Origin of the sequence: Bartonella sp. MR110HLJHH (assembly GCF_042194225.1) — a bacterium.
Taxonomy (GTDB): domain Bacteria; phylum Pseudomonadota; class Alphaproteobacteria; order Rhizobiales; family Rhizobiaceae; genus Bartonella; species Bartonella grahamii.
On record NZ_JBHIMQ010000005.1, the window covers coordinates 1 to 15,288 of the forward strand.

The following is a 15,288-nucleotide window of genomic DNA, read 5'->3' on the forward strand; positions in this document are numbered from 1 at the left end:
TCAAAGAAACATTAGAAACATTGTGCGAAGCGTGCTTTATAGAGAAATGTTAGAAAATCCTATTCCCTAACTTTTATTTACGCGTCCCTCACTGTAAAAAAGCTGTATAAATACAGTAAGTTATTAGACAAATAAGTAGTGTTGCAATGCTGAAACAGAGTAAAGAAACTTCATTTGTTCTTTTTGATTGATACAAATTTTGTCTATAAATTTGATAAGATGAATAGTGCATCATTTGGAGAAAGTTTTTGATAAGTAAATCGCTATGAAAAAATTGTGTTTTTGAGTGATGAAATTTTCGAATATCATAAGTTTTCTTTCTATAGCTCTTTATCCATATAGATTGTATTGTTATTTTTGGATATCCATATAGATTGTATTGTTATTTTTGGATATGGTATGTTATTAATAATCTGAGTTGATGAAGCTGCTCCTTTGAATTATCTATAGAGGTCATATATTGGGGAGGTTTGTCTGTTGAGGGAGATGGGTTAGATAAAGTCTGAAGGATATTTACTAAAATAGTGAGGGCAATTTTAATTTTTTTATGGGAGATAATTGAGGCATTTTATAGTAATGCTTAGGAAAAGCATCTTCTCAAAGAATTCCTGTGGTCAAGGAAGTTTGTTTTGTTATCAATGTGGTTTGATATGCTTATAGTGTAGATTTATGCTTTGTATCTTTTCTTATACAATGAAGGCTTATTAGCAAAGTTCTCCTTTCAATGAGCAATCATTTTTCTACTTACTTAGTTTATCCAAAAGATTATCTTTCATAAAAGAAGAAATAAGTTTTTAGTGTCTTAATGCTTCATTGAAGTGAACTCATCACATTGAAAAAATATCTAGACAAAAAATTGGAGATAAAACGTCAGGTGCGTTTTATTGCTCTAAGGAGGGCTTGAACACTTTTGTTTTGTCTAGTGAACAAAAACAGATATTTATTATGGGAACATTCAAAGGGGGGGATAAGTTGAAATTAGGAGTGACTGATGGGATCATTATTGATTGACGTTAATAACGTCTCAAAAATATATCGCAACATTGACAGAGGAATTGGTTTTAAAAACAAGGTGGTTTCTCTCTTCGAGCTGGTTTATACAAATCATCATGTGTTAAAAGATATGAGTTTTACCCTCTTTTCAGGGCAATCATTAGCAATTCTTGGCCCTAACGGAGCGGGTAAATCGACACTGATTAAAATACTTTCTGGTATACAATATGCTGATGAGGGATGTATTAAAGTCCTTGGTGTTGATCCTTATAAAGCAAAAAAGATCTGTTCAAGTCTTTGGGTGTGGTCTTTGGTCACAAGAATTGTTTGTGGTGGGATTTACCCTTACGCTACAGTCTGGATATGGTTCGACCATTATATGGTCTTGAACGCGCCTCTTTTACCCGTGATCTTAGAGAGATTACAGAGTTGCTGGGTCTTGAGCATATTATGGATAAGCCAGTGCGGATGCTTAGTCTGGGTGAGAGAGTGAAAAGTGAATTGGCATTTAATCTCTCCTTTAGACCTAAACTGTTGTTTCTCGATGAGCCAAGTATTGGTCTTGATATTACATCTAAGCATGAAATCAGGGAGCTTCTTAAAAAACTGAAAAGGGAGCGCGGCACAGGGTATATCATCACGAGTCATGATATGGGAGATATTGATGGATACGTTGATGATATTATTCTCTTGCATAAGGGAAAGAAACAGTTTCATGGCAATCTTCAAGCGCTTAAAAATGTCATTCCTTCTTTGGTGAGAATGACGCTTTTTTGTGAACACGTAGCTACATCTTCAACTGTTGTAGAAAAAATTGATGAGATTGCGTTGAAATCATCTACTTCTTTAAAGGATAAGCACTTTAACGCTGAAGAATGCTCGCTGGAGGTTTCGCTGCCCCGTGAGGATTTTGCGCGTTTTGTACGCGAAATTACAACCGAACTGAACTGTACGTTCTCTGTATCCACTCCCTCGCTTGAAGAGATGCTCCGTGTTAAATTTAAAGAATTTATCTAACCACTGCTTTGGTATGTTTCTTTTTGCCAAGAATGGATTACTCACTGTTCTAAGTGATAGAGTAATGTTTTTTACCGATATTATCATTGGGACACTTTCGCCATTTGTTATTCAACTTCTATTATGGAATGCACTTTTCTCTGATATGGGCAACACCATAAATGGCTTTAGCTTTCATGATATGATGTATTATTATGCTTTTGCTTTAGTCCTAGGACGCTTAAATAATGGTTATAATGTGATTAAGTTTTTCTCTCATCATGTTAAAGAAGGTCAATTAGAAGTATATCTTACAAAGCCCTTCAGTTATATGACACAAATGCTTTTTACTTTTTTAGGGGAGAGTGTATTATATAGCATCCCGTTATTGGCTCTTTTTGTTGTTAAGCTTGTTTCATCCTATGAAAATATTCTGGGATTGGTCATCGCTTTTCTATTCTTTTTTCTCATTGTTATTCTATCACAATTGCTTTGTTTTTTAATCTCTTTTGGAATTGCCTTATTAAGCTTTTTGGTGATTGAGTACAATATATTACTCTCTTTCAGTATTCTCAGTTCAGCACTTCTTGGGGGTGTTCTTTTACCACCATCTTTTTGGCCGGTATGGCTTATTCCGCTTATGCAATTTAATCCTTATCGTTTCATGATATCAGCTCCTGCCGAGTTTTTCGCGACGCAAAATTTAGCGTTGTTTCAGCAGTTTATTTTCGGAAGTTTTACTTATATTTTGTGTCTTTTATTCTTAATTTATATTGCTTGGAATAAAGGAATGAAAGCATATAATGGAGCGGGTGGTTGAGATGAAAATAATCCTTCATTTTATCAGCCTGAATATCCGCCGACAGATTGTTTATGGTAAGAATTTGGCTGGGGAGTTTATTCTTTCTCTATGCTATTATTTTATTCAATTCATATTTATTGATAGAATATCTTCTTTTTCAGGAAAAATCGGTAACTATAGCACAGATGAAATTCATTTTATCTTTGTTGTCTTTGTTTTACTTGGAATATTTTTGAATATTTTTACTAATTCTATTGAAACATTTTTTGAAAAAGTAGCGGATGGTAAAATTGAGCCATACTTGATAAAGCCTGTTTCAATCTGGTTGTTGATGTTGTTTGGTTGGTGTAAACCACTTAATCTGATCAAGCTCTTTGTTCTTTATGTTAGTGCCTATTTATTTGTATCATTACCGAATATATCCGATCTTAAGCTCAGATGGATCTCTTTTATTGTTGCAATATTTTGTGTTTTTATCGTCAATATTTGTTTTTTCATGATGTTTAATTTTATAACATTTATTATTAGCCGTAAGATGCCTGTCGAATATTTTCATGAAATGATTTACGAGCTGTCATTTGTACCAATAGGCATTTATCCTTTAAGCATCGTAAAATGGTTTTTGTTTATGCTTCCTATGGCTTTTTCTGCTTCTTTGCCCGTTTCACTGTTATTTGGTAAAGGCGAATGGAATATTGGATATCTTCTGTTGAGTACTTTTCTTTTTATTGCCATGACTTTCATAAGTTTTAAAAAAACAATTCGTAAATTTAATGGATTAGGGGGATGATATAAAAGTCAGAAAGTTATAATCGTGGAAGACAATGAACTTTATTAAAGAACTTTATTAAAATTATTCCGCGTTCTTGTAGAAACGAGAGGCTGTGAAATCGTCAAAATGTGTAATGTCCTTATGGCATTAGATTTGGCGCGTTCACCAAAAGTTATCTCTTATTGTATCTGATTTAGCTTTTTCAATCAAAGAGCTAAGCTGGAGTTTACGCTAATTTTTTTACTGGGACAGCTATTTCTTCCTAATTTATAATAATGAAAATAATTTTATCAGAATCTTTCAATAAAGTATTTTTTTGTTTTCTGTAAATTTTAAAAATATTTATCTTACTATATTATATAAAAAATAAAAAACAGTACGTGTAACTAAAAAACAACACATTGGTATTTTTTGTACTGAAATACCATAATAATATTTATGATAATAAAACTAAAATTATAATAAAAACAATAAAATAATTCTAATTTAATACATTTTAGCATTAAATTGTATAATATAAAAACACAAATAAAATAATTGACAAACTTAAGATAAATATGTAACGGGTATATTGTAAATGTAATATAATATAAAAATAGCAATTAAAATAAAATTATTAATTAAAGTTTTGTATTATATTTTTTATTATAAGAAGATAAATATACTTTATCTATAGATGACGTAATGTTTTCTATTTAGAGGGGGCGGTAAAGAAAATTTATTTTATTAAACATTGTCAATAGGTGGTTATGATGAAAATATTTAAGCATTGTATAGTATGTGTGGTTGCAGTCGCTATTTTCTTTTCACAGGTTTTAGGAGCCAATGCTGATTCTTTAAATGGTAGATTTCAAAATGCTGGTTTCATTTCTGTAATGACACAGGAAAATAGAGTTATTAAAGCTGTTGATATGATTATTAGCCAATTTGGAGGACAAGGGGCTGAGAAAAATGTCCAAAAAGTCGCGGGTTTAATGGGGATGGAGGCAGCGATTTTTGGTTTAATCGCATATCTTGTATATTTCTTTACTAGAAAGCCACCGAGTCCCGGAAGAACGACAGGTGGAAGAACATTCGATGCTTTTGCTTATAGTGCATGGGCTTTGAATTAAAAGATATTTTACTTGATGAACTTTGAATTATTCTGTTGTTGAATATTTTATATAAATAAACCGTGATATTTAATCACGGTTTATTTATATTTTACTCTTAATGATATTGATAAGTTTATCCTTAAGATATTGTTTGGGGGATGGCAGTATATGGCACATTAAATTTAACTAATCAGCTATTTTAAAGACTACTTAAATTTTTTCCTCTTTAAAATACGCATTTGAGCTAAGTTTGTGGCTGATATTTTTTTATGATGAAAACGCGAATGCATTAATTGAGATATCCATAAACTTTGCATATTAACTCAAAAAATATACGGTAATACAATCTTACAACTATTTGTGGGTTTCATTTTTATGAAATGAAAAAGCATAGTGATGAGTATTACAAATGTTTGCGTAAAAAGCTTTTATTGGAAGCTTTTAGTCTCTTTGTGGTTTACAATTTTTTTTATCATTTTATCTTAAGCAAAGAGAATGTAGATTCATTCCTATTTTGTTTAAGAAGGGTGGAAGTTATACTAATGTCAAAAAAAGTCATGATCGTGGAAGATAATGAGCTTAATATGAAGCTATTCCGTGATCTCGTAGAAGCGAGTGGCTATGAAACCATTGAAACGCGGAATGGTCTTATGGCATTAGATTTGGCGCGTTCATCAATGCCATCCCTTATCCTTGTGGATATCCAGTTGCCAGAGGTCTCTGGAATAGATGTTATTAAACAATTAAAAGAAGATGAAGAACTAAGATCGATTCCCGTTGTTGCTGTAACAGCCTTTGCTATGAAAGGGGATGAAGAACGAATTCGTGCAAGTGGATGTGAAGAATATATGTCAAAACCTATTTCTGTCCCGCATTTTATCACAATGGTAAAGCATTTCTTGGATTGAAGCTTGTTAAGTAATGATAGAAAAAGACATTGGAAAGCTTATGAGATAACTAAAGTTATATTACAGATATTTTGTATTCTAGCACGTGGATATGTCTATTAAAAAAATACAAGTTTTTAAAAATTGAAACTGAGCTTTTGAATTTTTTGATCTATTTTTTAGCTCTTGTCTAAGGAGAATCGGTTGTTTTGCATTCTTGTTTTCTTCTAACCGGTGTAAATTTTTCTCTACTAAAAATCTGTTTTAGCAGTTAAAAAAGCCCCGTTTTTGTCCGAGGCTTTATGCATTGTACAAAAAATGAAATTAACGCTTTGAGAATTGGAAAGAACGACGTGCTTTTGCTTTACCGTATTTTTTACGTTCAACAACACGGCTATCACGGGTGAGAAAACCACCTTTTTTCAAGATTGAGCGAAGTTCTGGTTCGTAATAGGTTAAAGCTTTGGAAATGCCATGGCGCACTGCACCAGCTTGTCCGGAAAGACCACCACCTGCAACGGTTGCAATAATATCAAACTGGGTATCCCTGTTTGTTGCAACAATTGGTTGACGAAGAATCATTCTAAGAACAGGACGAGCAAAATATTTGTCAAATTCCTTATTGTTGATCGTGATTTTTCCAGAACCTGGTTTAATCCATACGCGTGCAACAGCGTCTTTACGCTTTCCTGTTGCATAAGCACGTCCTTGTGAATCAAGCTTTTGCACGTGGACAGGAACAACATTTTCATGTGTTTCTGTAATACTTGTTACTATGCTAAGCTCAGAAAGAGAATTAATTTCAGCCATAATCAAGCAATCCTTTTGTTTTTGCGGTTTAAAGCACCAACGTCAAGAGATTCAGGCTGTTGTGCTTCATGTGGATGTTGGCTTCCAGCGTAAACACGTAGATTCTTCAATTGACGGCGACCAAGGGGACCACGAGGAATCATGCGCTCTACCGCTTTTTCAATAACGCGTTCGGGAAAACGCCCCTCAAGAAGTTGACGTGCTGTACGTTGTTTGATTCCACCAATATAGCCGGTATGCCAATAATATTTTTTATCCGTATATTTTTTGCCAGTGAGAGCTATTTTATTTGCATTAATGACAATAACGTTGTCACCATCATCAACATGTGGAGTAAATGTAGCTTTATGTTTGCCACGTAAGCGGTTAGCAACAAATGTGGCAAGACGACCTAAAACAAGGTTTTCTGCGTCAATAATAACCCATTTTTTCACCACTTCAGTTGGCTTTTGTGAAAAAGTTGCCATAGAAGTATCCTTTATTAGAACCCTTTTAATATAAGGGAATTTTTACTGTTTTGCGTTGAAAATTGTTACCATAGCGAAATATTTAACGCATACACCTTGCTCTGATATAATGTCTTTTGATTGACGTCAAGAGAAAATAAAAACTTTATAAAACAATATGTTATGAGAATGGTATTATAATACCTCATTAAAAGAAGTTTGTGTACCATTTAAACTTAAAATGAATGTTGCAAAAGACTATTTTATCTTTACCGCATGATTGTATTTTATCTTTCTTCATTATAAAATAAGCAATAATGCAGTGGTCTCGTTATTTTCTCAATGTTGAATCTTCTGCTTGTGGTCAAGCTTGGTTAGATGCCCTTGATGTTCAAGGGATAAATAATGCGCGCGCTATTTCTCAAAAATTTGGTTTTCCAGATCAGTTAGCTCGAGTACTTTCAGCAAGAGATGTGGATGAAGCTGAGGCTGTTGCTTTTATTAATCCAACATTACGTACGCTTATGCCTGATCCAGAAAGTTTTAGGGATATGCAATGCGCTGCAGAGCGTATTGTTAAGGCTCTTCTCAATCAAGAACAGGTTGCTGTTTTTGGTGATTATGATGTTGATGGTGCTTGTTCTTCAGCACTCATAGCGCGTTTTTTTCGTTATTTTGGTATTGAAGTCAAAATTTATATTCCTGATCGTATTGTTGAAGGCTATGGTCCGAATGAACAAGCAATGAGGATGCTTGTGCAAGAAGGTGCTCGGTTAATTATCACTGTTGATTGTGGCGCAAACAGTCCAGATGCGGTAAAAGCAGCGAGGCTTGCTGGTGCTGATGTTGTGATTTTAGATCATCATCAAATGTCAGAGATTCATCAAGAAGCCGTTGCTCTTGTCAATCCTAATCGTCCTGATGATTTTTCTAAACAGGGGCATTTATGTGCAGCGGGCGTTGTTTTTGTTACGTTAGCTTGGGTTCATCATTTGCTGCGGAAAAAACAATTCCAAGGGCAGCTGCCTGATCTTTTAAGTATGCTTGATCTTGTTGCATTGGCAACCATATGTGATGTCGTTCCATTACAGGGGGTTAACCGTGCTTTTGTGATAAAAGGGCTTCAAGTTGCTCGTTCTATGCATAATCCAGGAATAACAGCTTTAACAAAGGTTGCACGAATAGGGGAGCCGCTTAATAGTTTTCATTTTGGTTTTTTGTTAGGTCCTAGAATTAATGCAGGAGGGCGCATTGGTGATCAAGCTTTGGGAGCACGTTTGCTTAGCTGTGAGAATAAAGATGAAGCGGACAGAATAGCAGAACAATTAGATCGGCTTAATCAAGAACGCCAAGAAATGGAGAACATTCAATTAACACAAGCGGAATCTTATATTGCTTCTCTTTATCAAGATCAAGAAATACCCTTGTCACTTGTAATTTCTCATAAAGAATGGCATCCGGGAATTATTGGTATTCTTGCTTCCCGTCTCAAAGAGCGTTTTTTTTGTCCTGTTTTTGCTATTGCTTTAAAAGAAGATGGAAATGGCGTAGGGTCGGGACGTTCAATTAATGGTATAGATTTAGGAGCACTCGTTCGTGAAGCTGTTACATTAAATTTATTAGAAAAAGGAGGGGGACATAGTATGGCAGCAGGAATTACAATTCAATCAACAAAAATTGAAATCTTTCGAAAATGGCTAGAAGAAAAAGTTTCTTTAAGGGTTTCTGAGTTGCATGCTAAAAAGTCTCTTAGTATAGATGGTTCTCTTTCTGCTTCTGGTGTTAATGAAGCGCTGTTTGAGTTGCTTGAAAAAGCAGGGCCATTTGGGACAGGGAATGCAACACCTGTTTTTGTTCTTCCCTCTCATCGATTGGTGAATCTATCTGAAGTTGGTAAAGGACATCTTCGCCTCATTGTATCTAATGTTGAAGGAAAAAAACTGCAAGGAATAGCTTTTCGTTCTGTAGGGACATCTCTTGGTGATTTTCTTTTTGAAAATATTGGTGAAATGATTCATTTAGCTGGTCATCTTAGTTTGAATTATTGGAATGGAACGACCAATCCGCAACTGCGTGTGATTGACGCAGCCGCAGTGGTTTGAAAGGGATATTTTTTACATTAGATGTCTAGATTAGAAGCAAAAGTAGAATTTTCTTGTATGAAACGAAATCGTGCTTCTGGTTTTGTTCCCATGAGACTTTCTACAGTCTTTTTCGTTTCTTGCATTTCCACGGCATCAATAGAAACACGAAGCAATGTACGTTTTTGAGGATGCATAGTCGTTTCTTTAAGTTGTTCCGCGCGCATTTCACCCAGCCCTTTAAAACGCCCGATTTCGACTTTAGCTTTTCCAGTAAATTCAGTTTTGAGTAATTCATCCTTGTGAATGTCGTCACGAGCATAAGCAACTTTTCCTCCTTGCGATATTCTATAAAGGGGAGGGACGGCGAGATATAAATGTCCCTGATGAATAAGGTCAGGCATTTCTTGAAAGAAGAAGGTAATGAGCAGTGACGCAATATGAGCACCATCAACATCAGCATCTGTCATGATGATAATACGTTCATATCTGAGATCTTTTTCACGATACTTGGAGCGTGTTCCACATCCAAGAGCAAGGATAAGATCGCTAATTGTTTGGCTTGAGTTCATTTTTTCATGTGCAGCACTGGCGACATTTAAGATTTTACCACGAAGAGGTAAAATTGCTTGGTTTGCTCTATTTCTTGCTTGTTTAGCAGATCCTCCTGCAGAATCCCCTTCAACAATGAATAGTTCAGCACCCACAGCATGGTTCTGGCTACAATCTGCAAGTTTACCGGGCAGACGTAATTTACGGACAGCAGTTTTTCGACTTATTTCTCTATCTTGGCGTCGTTTAACACGTTCTTCAGCACGTTCAATAACCCAATCGAGAAGTTTTGTTGCTTCTTGCGGGGAATTTGCTAACCAATGATCAAAAGGATCGCGGATTGCATTCTCAACGATACGCTGTGCTTCAATGGTTGCTAATCGATCTTTTGTTTGTCCAACAAATTCAGGGTTACTGATAAAGACTGAAAGTATTGCGGCTGTTGAAATCATAATATCGTCAGACGTAATAATTGTTGCGCGCTTGTTTCCTATTAACTCAGCGTAGGATTTCAATCCACGCAAAAGAGCTTGACGTAATCCTATTTCGTGTGTTCCGCCTTCTCCTGTAGGAATCGTATTGCAGTAAGATTGCACACAAGAATCACCACCATGCCAAGCAATAGCCCATTCAACGGAGCCATGGCCATTATTTTGTTGTGTTTTGCCAGAAAAAATTTCTGATGTTACTCGATATTCATCTTTTAGTGACGAGAGTAAATAGTCTTTAAGCCCATTGGGGAAATGAAAAACAGCTTTTTCAGGAATATTTTTTGCGCCTTCAAGTATGACGGGATCACAAGTCCAGCGAATTTTTACGCCACCAAAAAGATAAGCTTTGGAGCATGCCATCTTATAGATTTTTTCTGGCTCAAAAGCTGCTTTTTCACCAAAAATTTCACGATCAGGATGAAAACGAACGCGCGTACCACGACGATTATAAACATCTCCTAGATCTTCCAATCCAGATTGAGGAATACCGCGTGAGAAACGTTGGCGGTAAAGTTTTCGTTCTCGTGCAACTTCAACTTCCATATCATCAGAAAGAGCATTGACAACAGAAATTCCTACTCCATGAAGCCCACCCGCAGTTTGATAAGCCTTTCCATCAAATTTTCCCCCTGAGTGGAGTTGTGTCATAATAACTTCAAGAGTAGATTTCTCAGGCATTTGAGGATGATTTTCGACAGGAATACCACGTCCATTATCTGTAACGGTTATATAACCATTCCTATCTAATGAGACCTCAATAAAATCTGCATAACCCGCAACAGCTTCATCCATCGCGTTATCAATAATTTCGGCAAATAAATGATGAAGCGCTTTACTGTCTGTTCCACCAATATACATTCCAGGGCGTAAACGTACGGGCTCTAAACCCTCAAGCACTCGAATAGAGAGGGCATTATAGTCATCTTCTTGCGTATCTTTTGCACTTTTTTTTGAAATCATCGCTTTTGATTTCATTGGAGACTGCAGAGTGTTTTCTTTTGTATTTACCCGAGATTGGGCTTTATTTAAAACACTAAAAAGATCCTTTTTGTTATCGCTCATAGCGTTTAACTATCTACCTCATAAAATAAAATATTTATTAAAGTAATTTTATGCCTGTTTTTTATTTAAAAATCAATGCACTTAGGAAACATCAATTGTTGGACCAAAAATTTGTTCAAAGGCGTGTTTGAGAGCAATATCAATATCATGCATTGTTACAGGGTAACCTAGATCCAGAAAGCTTGTTACACCGTGGTTTTTAATTCCACAAGGAACAATTCCTGAATAATGGGCTAAATTAGGATTAACATTGATAGAAACTCCATGAAAACTTATCCATTTGCGCACTCGAATGCCAATAGCTGCAATTTTATCTTCGGAAGAAAGATCATTTTGTTTTGATGGGCAATGAGACTGTTTAACCCAGACACCAACGCGATCTTCTCTGCGTTCGCCTTTAATATTAAAGTTTGCAAGCATCTGTATGATCCATTCTTCTAATGCACTAATGAAAGCACGAATGTCTTGTTTTCGGCGTTTAAGATCAAGCATGATATAAGCAATACGCTGTCCTGGACCGTGATATGTAAATTCACCTCCACGTCCTGCTTCATAAACAGGGAATAAATTAGGCGCCAAAAGATCTTTTTTATTTGCACTCGTCCCTGCTGTATAAAGGGAAGGGTGTTCAAGAAGCCAAACTTGTTCATGCGCGGTTTTTGCAAGAATTTTTTCTACACGTTCTTGCATATAACGCAGAGCTTCAGGATACTCAACTAGATGATTACTTATCTTCCATTCAACGGGTGGATTTCCTAGAATTGCATTAAAATGATGTGATAAGTGATTACGATCCGTATGTTTTAATTCAAATGTCATTGGTAATATTTATCTTGATGTTTGAGTTTGTATTGTAATCAGAAAAATAAAAAAAGAACAGGATTAAGAGATAGTTTATAAGAAGTGCAATGAATTTTATTAAAAAAATCATTATGCTCGTTTTACCATCTTCCTGTTGCACCGCCACCACCTGATGATCCACCACCACCTCTGAATCCTCCTCCCCCTGAAGGTCCGCCAAAGATTCTACCAGAACCTCTACCGCTCGCATTTAAGTTTAAAAACCAAGGTGTGAAGACAATACCCAGCCAAAGATACTTTCGTGGACCTATTTTTTTACCAAAAATCATAGCAAGAATGGGCAAACCAACGACTATAAAGAGAATGAGAAACGTGATTGTATTTATAATCATTTCTTCTTTTTCAGCTTGTTTGCGTTGTTCTTCAACAGCTTTAGCTTTTTGATTGATTCGAAAAGAAAAATCAGCATCACTTTGTGTGATCACTTTGATAATTGCGTGAACGGATTCGACAATTCCTTTTTGATAATTTCCTTCACGAAAATTAGGAATCATGAAGCTATTAATAATGACAGAGGAAATGGCATCTGTTAGTTCTCCTTCCAGACCGTAGCCTACCTCAATACGTGCTTTGCGTTCATTTGGTGCAATGACGATTAATATGCCGTTATTGATTTGTTTTTGACCTAATCTCCATGTACGAAAAAGAGAATTGCTGTATGTTTCTATATCATTGCCCGAAAGAGTAGGGAGCGTCACAAGAACGATTTGATCTCCTGTTTTCTCTTCGAGTGTAGCTAGCTTTTCCGTTAAATTTCTTTGTGTTGCATGATCAAGTAAATGAGCCATATCGTTGATATGGCCGGTTAAGGGAGGAAACTTAGTGTGTGCGTAAGTGACATTCCCCAATGCAATGATCAAATATAGAATACTCAAAGGAACCCATAAACGTAGAAAAGTACGACGTTGTATAGAGTGTTGAAATATTTTCATTAATTAAAATTAACCTTTGGTGTTTGTTGGCTATCAGTATCGATGGTAAAAGTAGGCATAGGTTTAGCATCACGAAACCATAGCTTTGCCCAAATCATCGTCGGCATTGTTTTGAGTGCAGTATTGTAGGCACGTACTGTTTCAATATAATCGCGGCGTGCAACGGAAATTCGGTTTTCTGTTCCTTCTAATTGTGATTGAAGAGCAAGAAAGTTCTGGTTTGCTTTAAGATCCGGATAGTTTTCGACAACAGCCATAAGCCGCGAAAGTGCACTTGATAAATTTGCTTGATTTTTGAGATATTGCTGCATAACTTCTGGATTATTCAACATATCTGCATTAATGTTGACTTGCGTTGCTTTTGCACGTGCTTCAATTACATTTGTGAAAACGCTTTGTTCATGAGCTGCGTAAGCTTTAACTGTTTCTACAAGATTGGGGATGAGATCTGTACGACGTTGATATTGATTGAGCACTTCACTCCATGCTGCGTGTGCTTTTTCTTCATTTGTTGGTATCGTATTAAATCCGCACCCACTTAAAAATGGGACTAACCATGCCAAAAAAATCACGATTGAAAATTGTTTTAATATTTTAAACATTGAAGAAGTTTGTACGTTTAACATAAAGATGCCTCCACAGATATTTTATGTAATATATAGGGTTTATCTTTTTGGTGGAAAGTATTTTAAATTTTATAAACAGGTATATTTATCAATAAACCGACATCTCTATGCATTTTAGGCACGCTTAAGTGATTTGTTGATATTAAAATAATAATGGTAATATAGATGTCACCTTATAAAAGATCAATAATATTCATATCAATTATTATTACAGAAAATTATATTATTTTTGTAATTCACAACGTGCAGATAATAATTGGAAACGGGAAAAATTTAAGCATCAATCTTATGGAAAGATAGAAGGTAGGGCAGTTCTTATTTTCCCTCCTTTAGAAGTTATGCTTAATACATCGGATAAAAAAGTTTTTTTAATTATGTATGGTAGTAATTGTGAAAGAGGGGAAAATCCTGTGATAGAAAGTGTTCAACGGCAAAGTGAAAAGTTTGATGGATTGGCTAATGATTATGATCGTGATCGTCCTCGCTATCCTCTCACTTTATTTAAAACCATGCTCCATCCTTTTAAGAACAAAAAGCATTTGTCCATTGTGGATGTGGGGGGCTGGGACAGGTATCGCATTAGAGGGAATTGTTAAATTTTTAGGAAATGAGCACCAATATCATGCTATCGATGTATCGGCAGATATGATTAAGAAGGGGCGAAGAAAATTTCCTACGGTGCAGTGGTATCAGGGCCGTGCCGAAGACCTATTGCCTCAAATTGGTGAGGTCGATTTTGTCATTGCAGCGCAAGCGTTTCAGTGGATGGATCGTCCTAAGTTGCTTTGTTCTGTTTCAGATCAACTTCGAGTCAATGGTGTCATGGCTGTTATTCAAAATAATCTTGATTTCAAGCATAGTGAATTTCTAGAGGCTTATGAGACATTGTTAGAGAAAATGAGTCCGAACTATTCTCGGTATTATCGTAATTTTGATTTTTTACAGGAAATGAGTGATGGCTTTGGGGTAGATCCAGAAAAGATTTTTTTCCATACGCACAATTGGATGATGATGATCCCATCTGAAGCTTTTATTGGAATTAGCCGCTCTTCAACGCAAGCGCAACGCGCTATTGCTTGCTATGGGGAAGAATATTTGCGGCAATTGGTTGCATTGATAAAGAAATATGAAGTGCAAGGTAATTTGGAGCTTTTGTATCGAAGTGAGCTCTATATGTATGCAGGATGATCTGATATCGATGATTACTTTTGCTCTTTTAGCACATCAGAGTAGGCGGTATTCAGGAGATTAACGCATTATTAAGGCAGATTTTGAGGAGGGAGAGTTTTTTCTTCTTCAGCATTCAAATTGACATCTTATTACATCTTACATCTTATTTTTATTTTAAATAACGGGTTAGCTCGAGCCTTGTGTGGTTTTATTGAAGATGTGCTTTTCAGGTTTCAATATGGCGCTTTAAATACAATTTTAGAAGTGGCAAAGAAGTGGTAAATAAGCTTAATTTCTTCTATGTTGTGATGTGTAAATAAGTTTTTTAATTTTCTATAGAGTTTAATTTTTGCAATCATGATAGATTGTGGCAGCTATCTATCTAAGATTTTTATAAGTTTAGTAGGAATAGCTTAATGATATATCCATATGATAAATTCATTGAGTCCTCCCTTTACACTTCATACACAAGAATAAGCCTGCACCATCACACACTTTATCATCTCCCAATGTTGCGACAGCCTTTGAGACGGTTCATAAGAGGAGTTTTTAGTTCTTTTTTGTACAGTCTTATCCATACGCCAATCTCGCTTATGACGTGCAAGCGAATGGTTTTGACTGATTCAACGTACACGGATTTAGAATGGGAGAATCTTAAGATGTTCGGCTTTCTCATTCAATATGAATAATGCTAGATTATGATTATAAATTAA

General features: G+C 35.6%; 12 protein-coding genes and 2 pseudogenes. 8 read left to right on the forward strand and 6 right to left on the reverse strand.

What is annotated here, in order from left to right; all coding sequences use genetic code 11:
• Positions 1-1,123 precede the first annotated feature (1,123 nt).
• The 6 genes and pseudogenes from ACFIKB_RS04370 to ACFIKB_RS04395 form a co-directional block, all read left to right on the forward strand.
• Positions 1,124-1,207, forward strand: a pseudogene (locus tag ACFIKB_RS04370) (ATP-binding cassette domain-containing protein); the annotation flags it as partial.
• A 149-nt stretch (positions 1,208-1,356) separates the two neighbouring features.
• Complete coding sequence (locus tag ACFIKB_RS04375; protein ID WP_375652933.1) at positions 1,357-2,010, forward strand: ATP-binding cassette domain-containing protein; 654 nt, start codon at positions 1,357-1,359, stop codon at positions 2,008-2,010.
• A complete protein-coding gene (locus ACFIKB_RS04380) occupies positions 1,985-2,809 on the forward strand; it encodes an ABC-2 family transporter protein (RefSeq protein WP_375635855.1) in 825 nt (274 codons plus the stop codon). The genes ACFIKB_RS04375 and ACFIKB_RS04380 overlap by 26 nt, the downstream gene beginning before the upstream one ends.
• Positions 2,793-3,581 carry an ABC-2 family transporter protein gene (locus ACFIKB_RS04385; RefSeq protein WP_375644753.1) on the forward strand — a complete coding sequence of 263 codons (789 nt, stop codon included), beginning with the start codon at positions 2,793-2,795 and terminating at the stop codon, positions 3,579-3,581. Before ACFIKB_RS04380 ends, ACFIKB_RS04385 begins: the two co-directional genes overlap by 17 nt.
• Before the next feature lie 734 nt (positions 3,582-4,315).
• Positions 4,316-4,675, forward strand: coding sequence for a hypothetical protein (locus ACFIKB_RS04390; protein WP_375635927.1), 360 nt, complete (start codon positions 4,316-4,318; stop codon positions 4,673-4,675).
• A gap of 524 nt (positions 4,676-5,199) precedes the next feature.
• Positions 5,200-5,565: a response regulator gene (locus ACFIKB_RS04395; protein ID WP_015856546.1), complete on the forward strand. Its 366-nt coding sequence runs from the start codon at positions 5,200-5,202 to the stop codon at positions 5,563-5,565.
• A 303-nt stretch (positions 5,566-5,868) separates the two neighbouring features.
• Here ACFIKB_RS04395 and rpsI read toward each other — a convergent pair whose 3' ends face one another.
• Both rpsI and rplM read right to left on the reverse strand, forming a co-directional pair.
• Positions 5,869-6,354: a 30S ribosomal protein S9 gene (rpsI, locus tag ACFIKB_RS04400; protein WP_015856545.1), complete on the reverse strand. Its 486-nt coding sequence runs from the start codon at positions 6,352-6,354 to the stop codon at positions 5,869-5,871.
• 2 nt (positions 6,355-6,356) lie between these two features.
• Positions 6,357-6,821: a 50S ribosomal protein L13 gene (rplM, locus tag ACFIKB_RS04405; RefSeq protein ID WP_375635857.1), complete on the reverse strand. Its 465-nt coding sequence runs from the start codon at positions 6,819-6,821 to the stop codon at positions 6,357-6,359.
• 296 nt (positions 6,822-7,117) lie between these two features.
• On the opposite strand from rplM, the gene recJ reads away from it, so the two are divergent.
• Positions 7,118-8,902 (forward strand): single-stranded-DNA-specific exonuclease RecJ, encoded by a 1,785-nt coding sequence (gene recJ / locus ACFIKB_RS04410; RefSeq protein ID WP_375644752.1) that lies wholly within the window; start codon positions 7,118-7,120, stop codon positions 8,900-8,902.
• 17 nt (positions 8,903-8,919) lie between these two features.
• Here the strand turns inward: recJ and parE are convergent, their stop codons facing one another.
• The 4 genes from parE to ACFIKB_RS04430 form a co-directional block, all read right to left on the reverse strand.
• The gene (gene parE / locus ACFIKB_RS04415; RefSeq protein ID WP_015856542.1) at positions 8,920-10,986 is read right to left on the reverse strand and encodes a DNA topoisomerase IV subunit B; all 2,067 of its coding nucleotides are present in this window, start codon (positions 10,984-10,986) and stop codon (positions 8,920-8,922) included.
• Between the two features lie 81 nt (positions 10,987-11,067).
• Positions 11,068-11,805, reverse strand: a complete 738-nt coding sequence (gene lipB, locus ACFIKB_RS04420; RefSeq protein WP_015856541.1) for a lipoyl(octanoyl) transferase LipB — start codon at positions 11,803-11,805, stop codon at positions 11,068-11,070.
• Positions 11,806-11,927: 122 nt separating this feature from the next.
• Positions 11,928-12,779 carry a TPM domain-containing protein gene (locus tag ACFIKB_RS04425; protein WP_375644750.1) on the reverse strand — a complete coding sequence of 284 codons (852 nt, stop codon included), beginning with the start codon at positions 12,777-12,779 and terminating at the stop codon, positions 11,928-11,930.
• Positions 12,779-13,405 (reverse strand): LemA family protein, encoded by a 627-nt coding sequence (locus ACFIKB_RS04430; protein WP_015856539.1) that lies wholly within the window; start codon positions 13,403-13,405, stop codon positions 12,779-12,781. The genes ACFIKB_RS04425 and ACFIKB_RS04430 overlap by 1 nt, the downstream gene beginning before the upstream one ends.
• Positions 13,406-13,779: 374 nt before the next feature.
• Here ACFIKB_RS04430 and ACFIKB_RS04435 point away from each other — a divergent pair.
• Positions 13,780-14,593: pseudogene (locus tag ACFIKB_RS04435) on the forward strand (class I SAM-dependent methyltransferase).
• The last annotated feature ends 695 nt before the right edge of the window (positions 14,594-15,288 follow it).

What these genes read in the sequence shown, in the direction of transcription:
- ACFIKB_RS04395 (WP_015856546.1), top strand. Translation starts at nt 5,200, where the DNA reads ATGTCAAAAAAAGTCATGATCGTGGAAGATAATGAGCTTAATATGAAG.
- lipB (WP_015856541.1), bottom strand. Translation starts at nt 11,805, where the DNA reads ATGACATTTGAATTAAAACATACGGATCGTAATCACTTATCACATCAT.
- ACFIKB_RS04385 (WP_375644753.1), top strand. Translation starts at nt 2,793, where the DNA reads ATGGAGCGGGTGGTTGAGATGAAAATAATCCTTCATTTTATCAGCCTG.
- ACFIKB_RS04375 (WP_375652933.1), top strand. Translation starts at nt 1,357, where the DNA reads ATGGTTCGACCATTATATGGTCTTGAACGCGCCTCTTTTACCCGTGAT.
- recJ (WP_375644752.1), top strand. Translation starts at nt 7,118, where the DNA reads ATGCAGTGGTCTCGTTATTTTCTCAATGTTGAATCTTCTGCTTGTGGT.
- rplM (WP_375635857.1), bottom strand. Translation starts at nt 6,821, where the DNA reads ATGGCAACTTTTTCACAAAAGCCAACTGAAGTGGTGAAAAAATGGGTT.
- ACFIKB_RS04390 (WP_375635927.1), top strand. Translation starts at nt 4,316, where the DNA reads ATGAAAATATTTAAGCATTGTATAGTATGTGTGGTTGCAGTCGCTATT.
- ACFIKB_RS04425 (WP_375644750.1), bottom strand. Translation starts at nt 12,779, where the DNA reads ATGAAAATATTTCAACACTCTATACAACGTCGTACTTTTCTACGTTTA.
- rpsI (WP_015856545.1), bottom strand. Translation starts at nt 6,354, where the DNA reads ATGGCTGAAATTAATTCTCTTTCTGAGCTTAGCATAGTAACAAGTATT.
- ACFIKB_RS04430 (WP_015856539.1), bottom strand. Translation starts at nt 13,405, where the DNA reads ATGTTAAACGTACAAACTTCTTCAATGTTTAAAATATTAAAACAATTT.
- parE (WP_015856542.1), bottom strand. Translation starts at nt 10,986, where the DNA reads ATGAGCGATAACAAAAAGGATCTTTTTAGTGTTTTAAATAAAGCCCAA.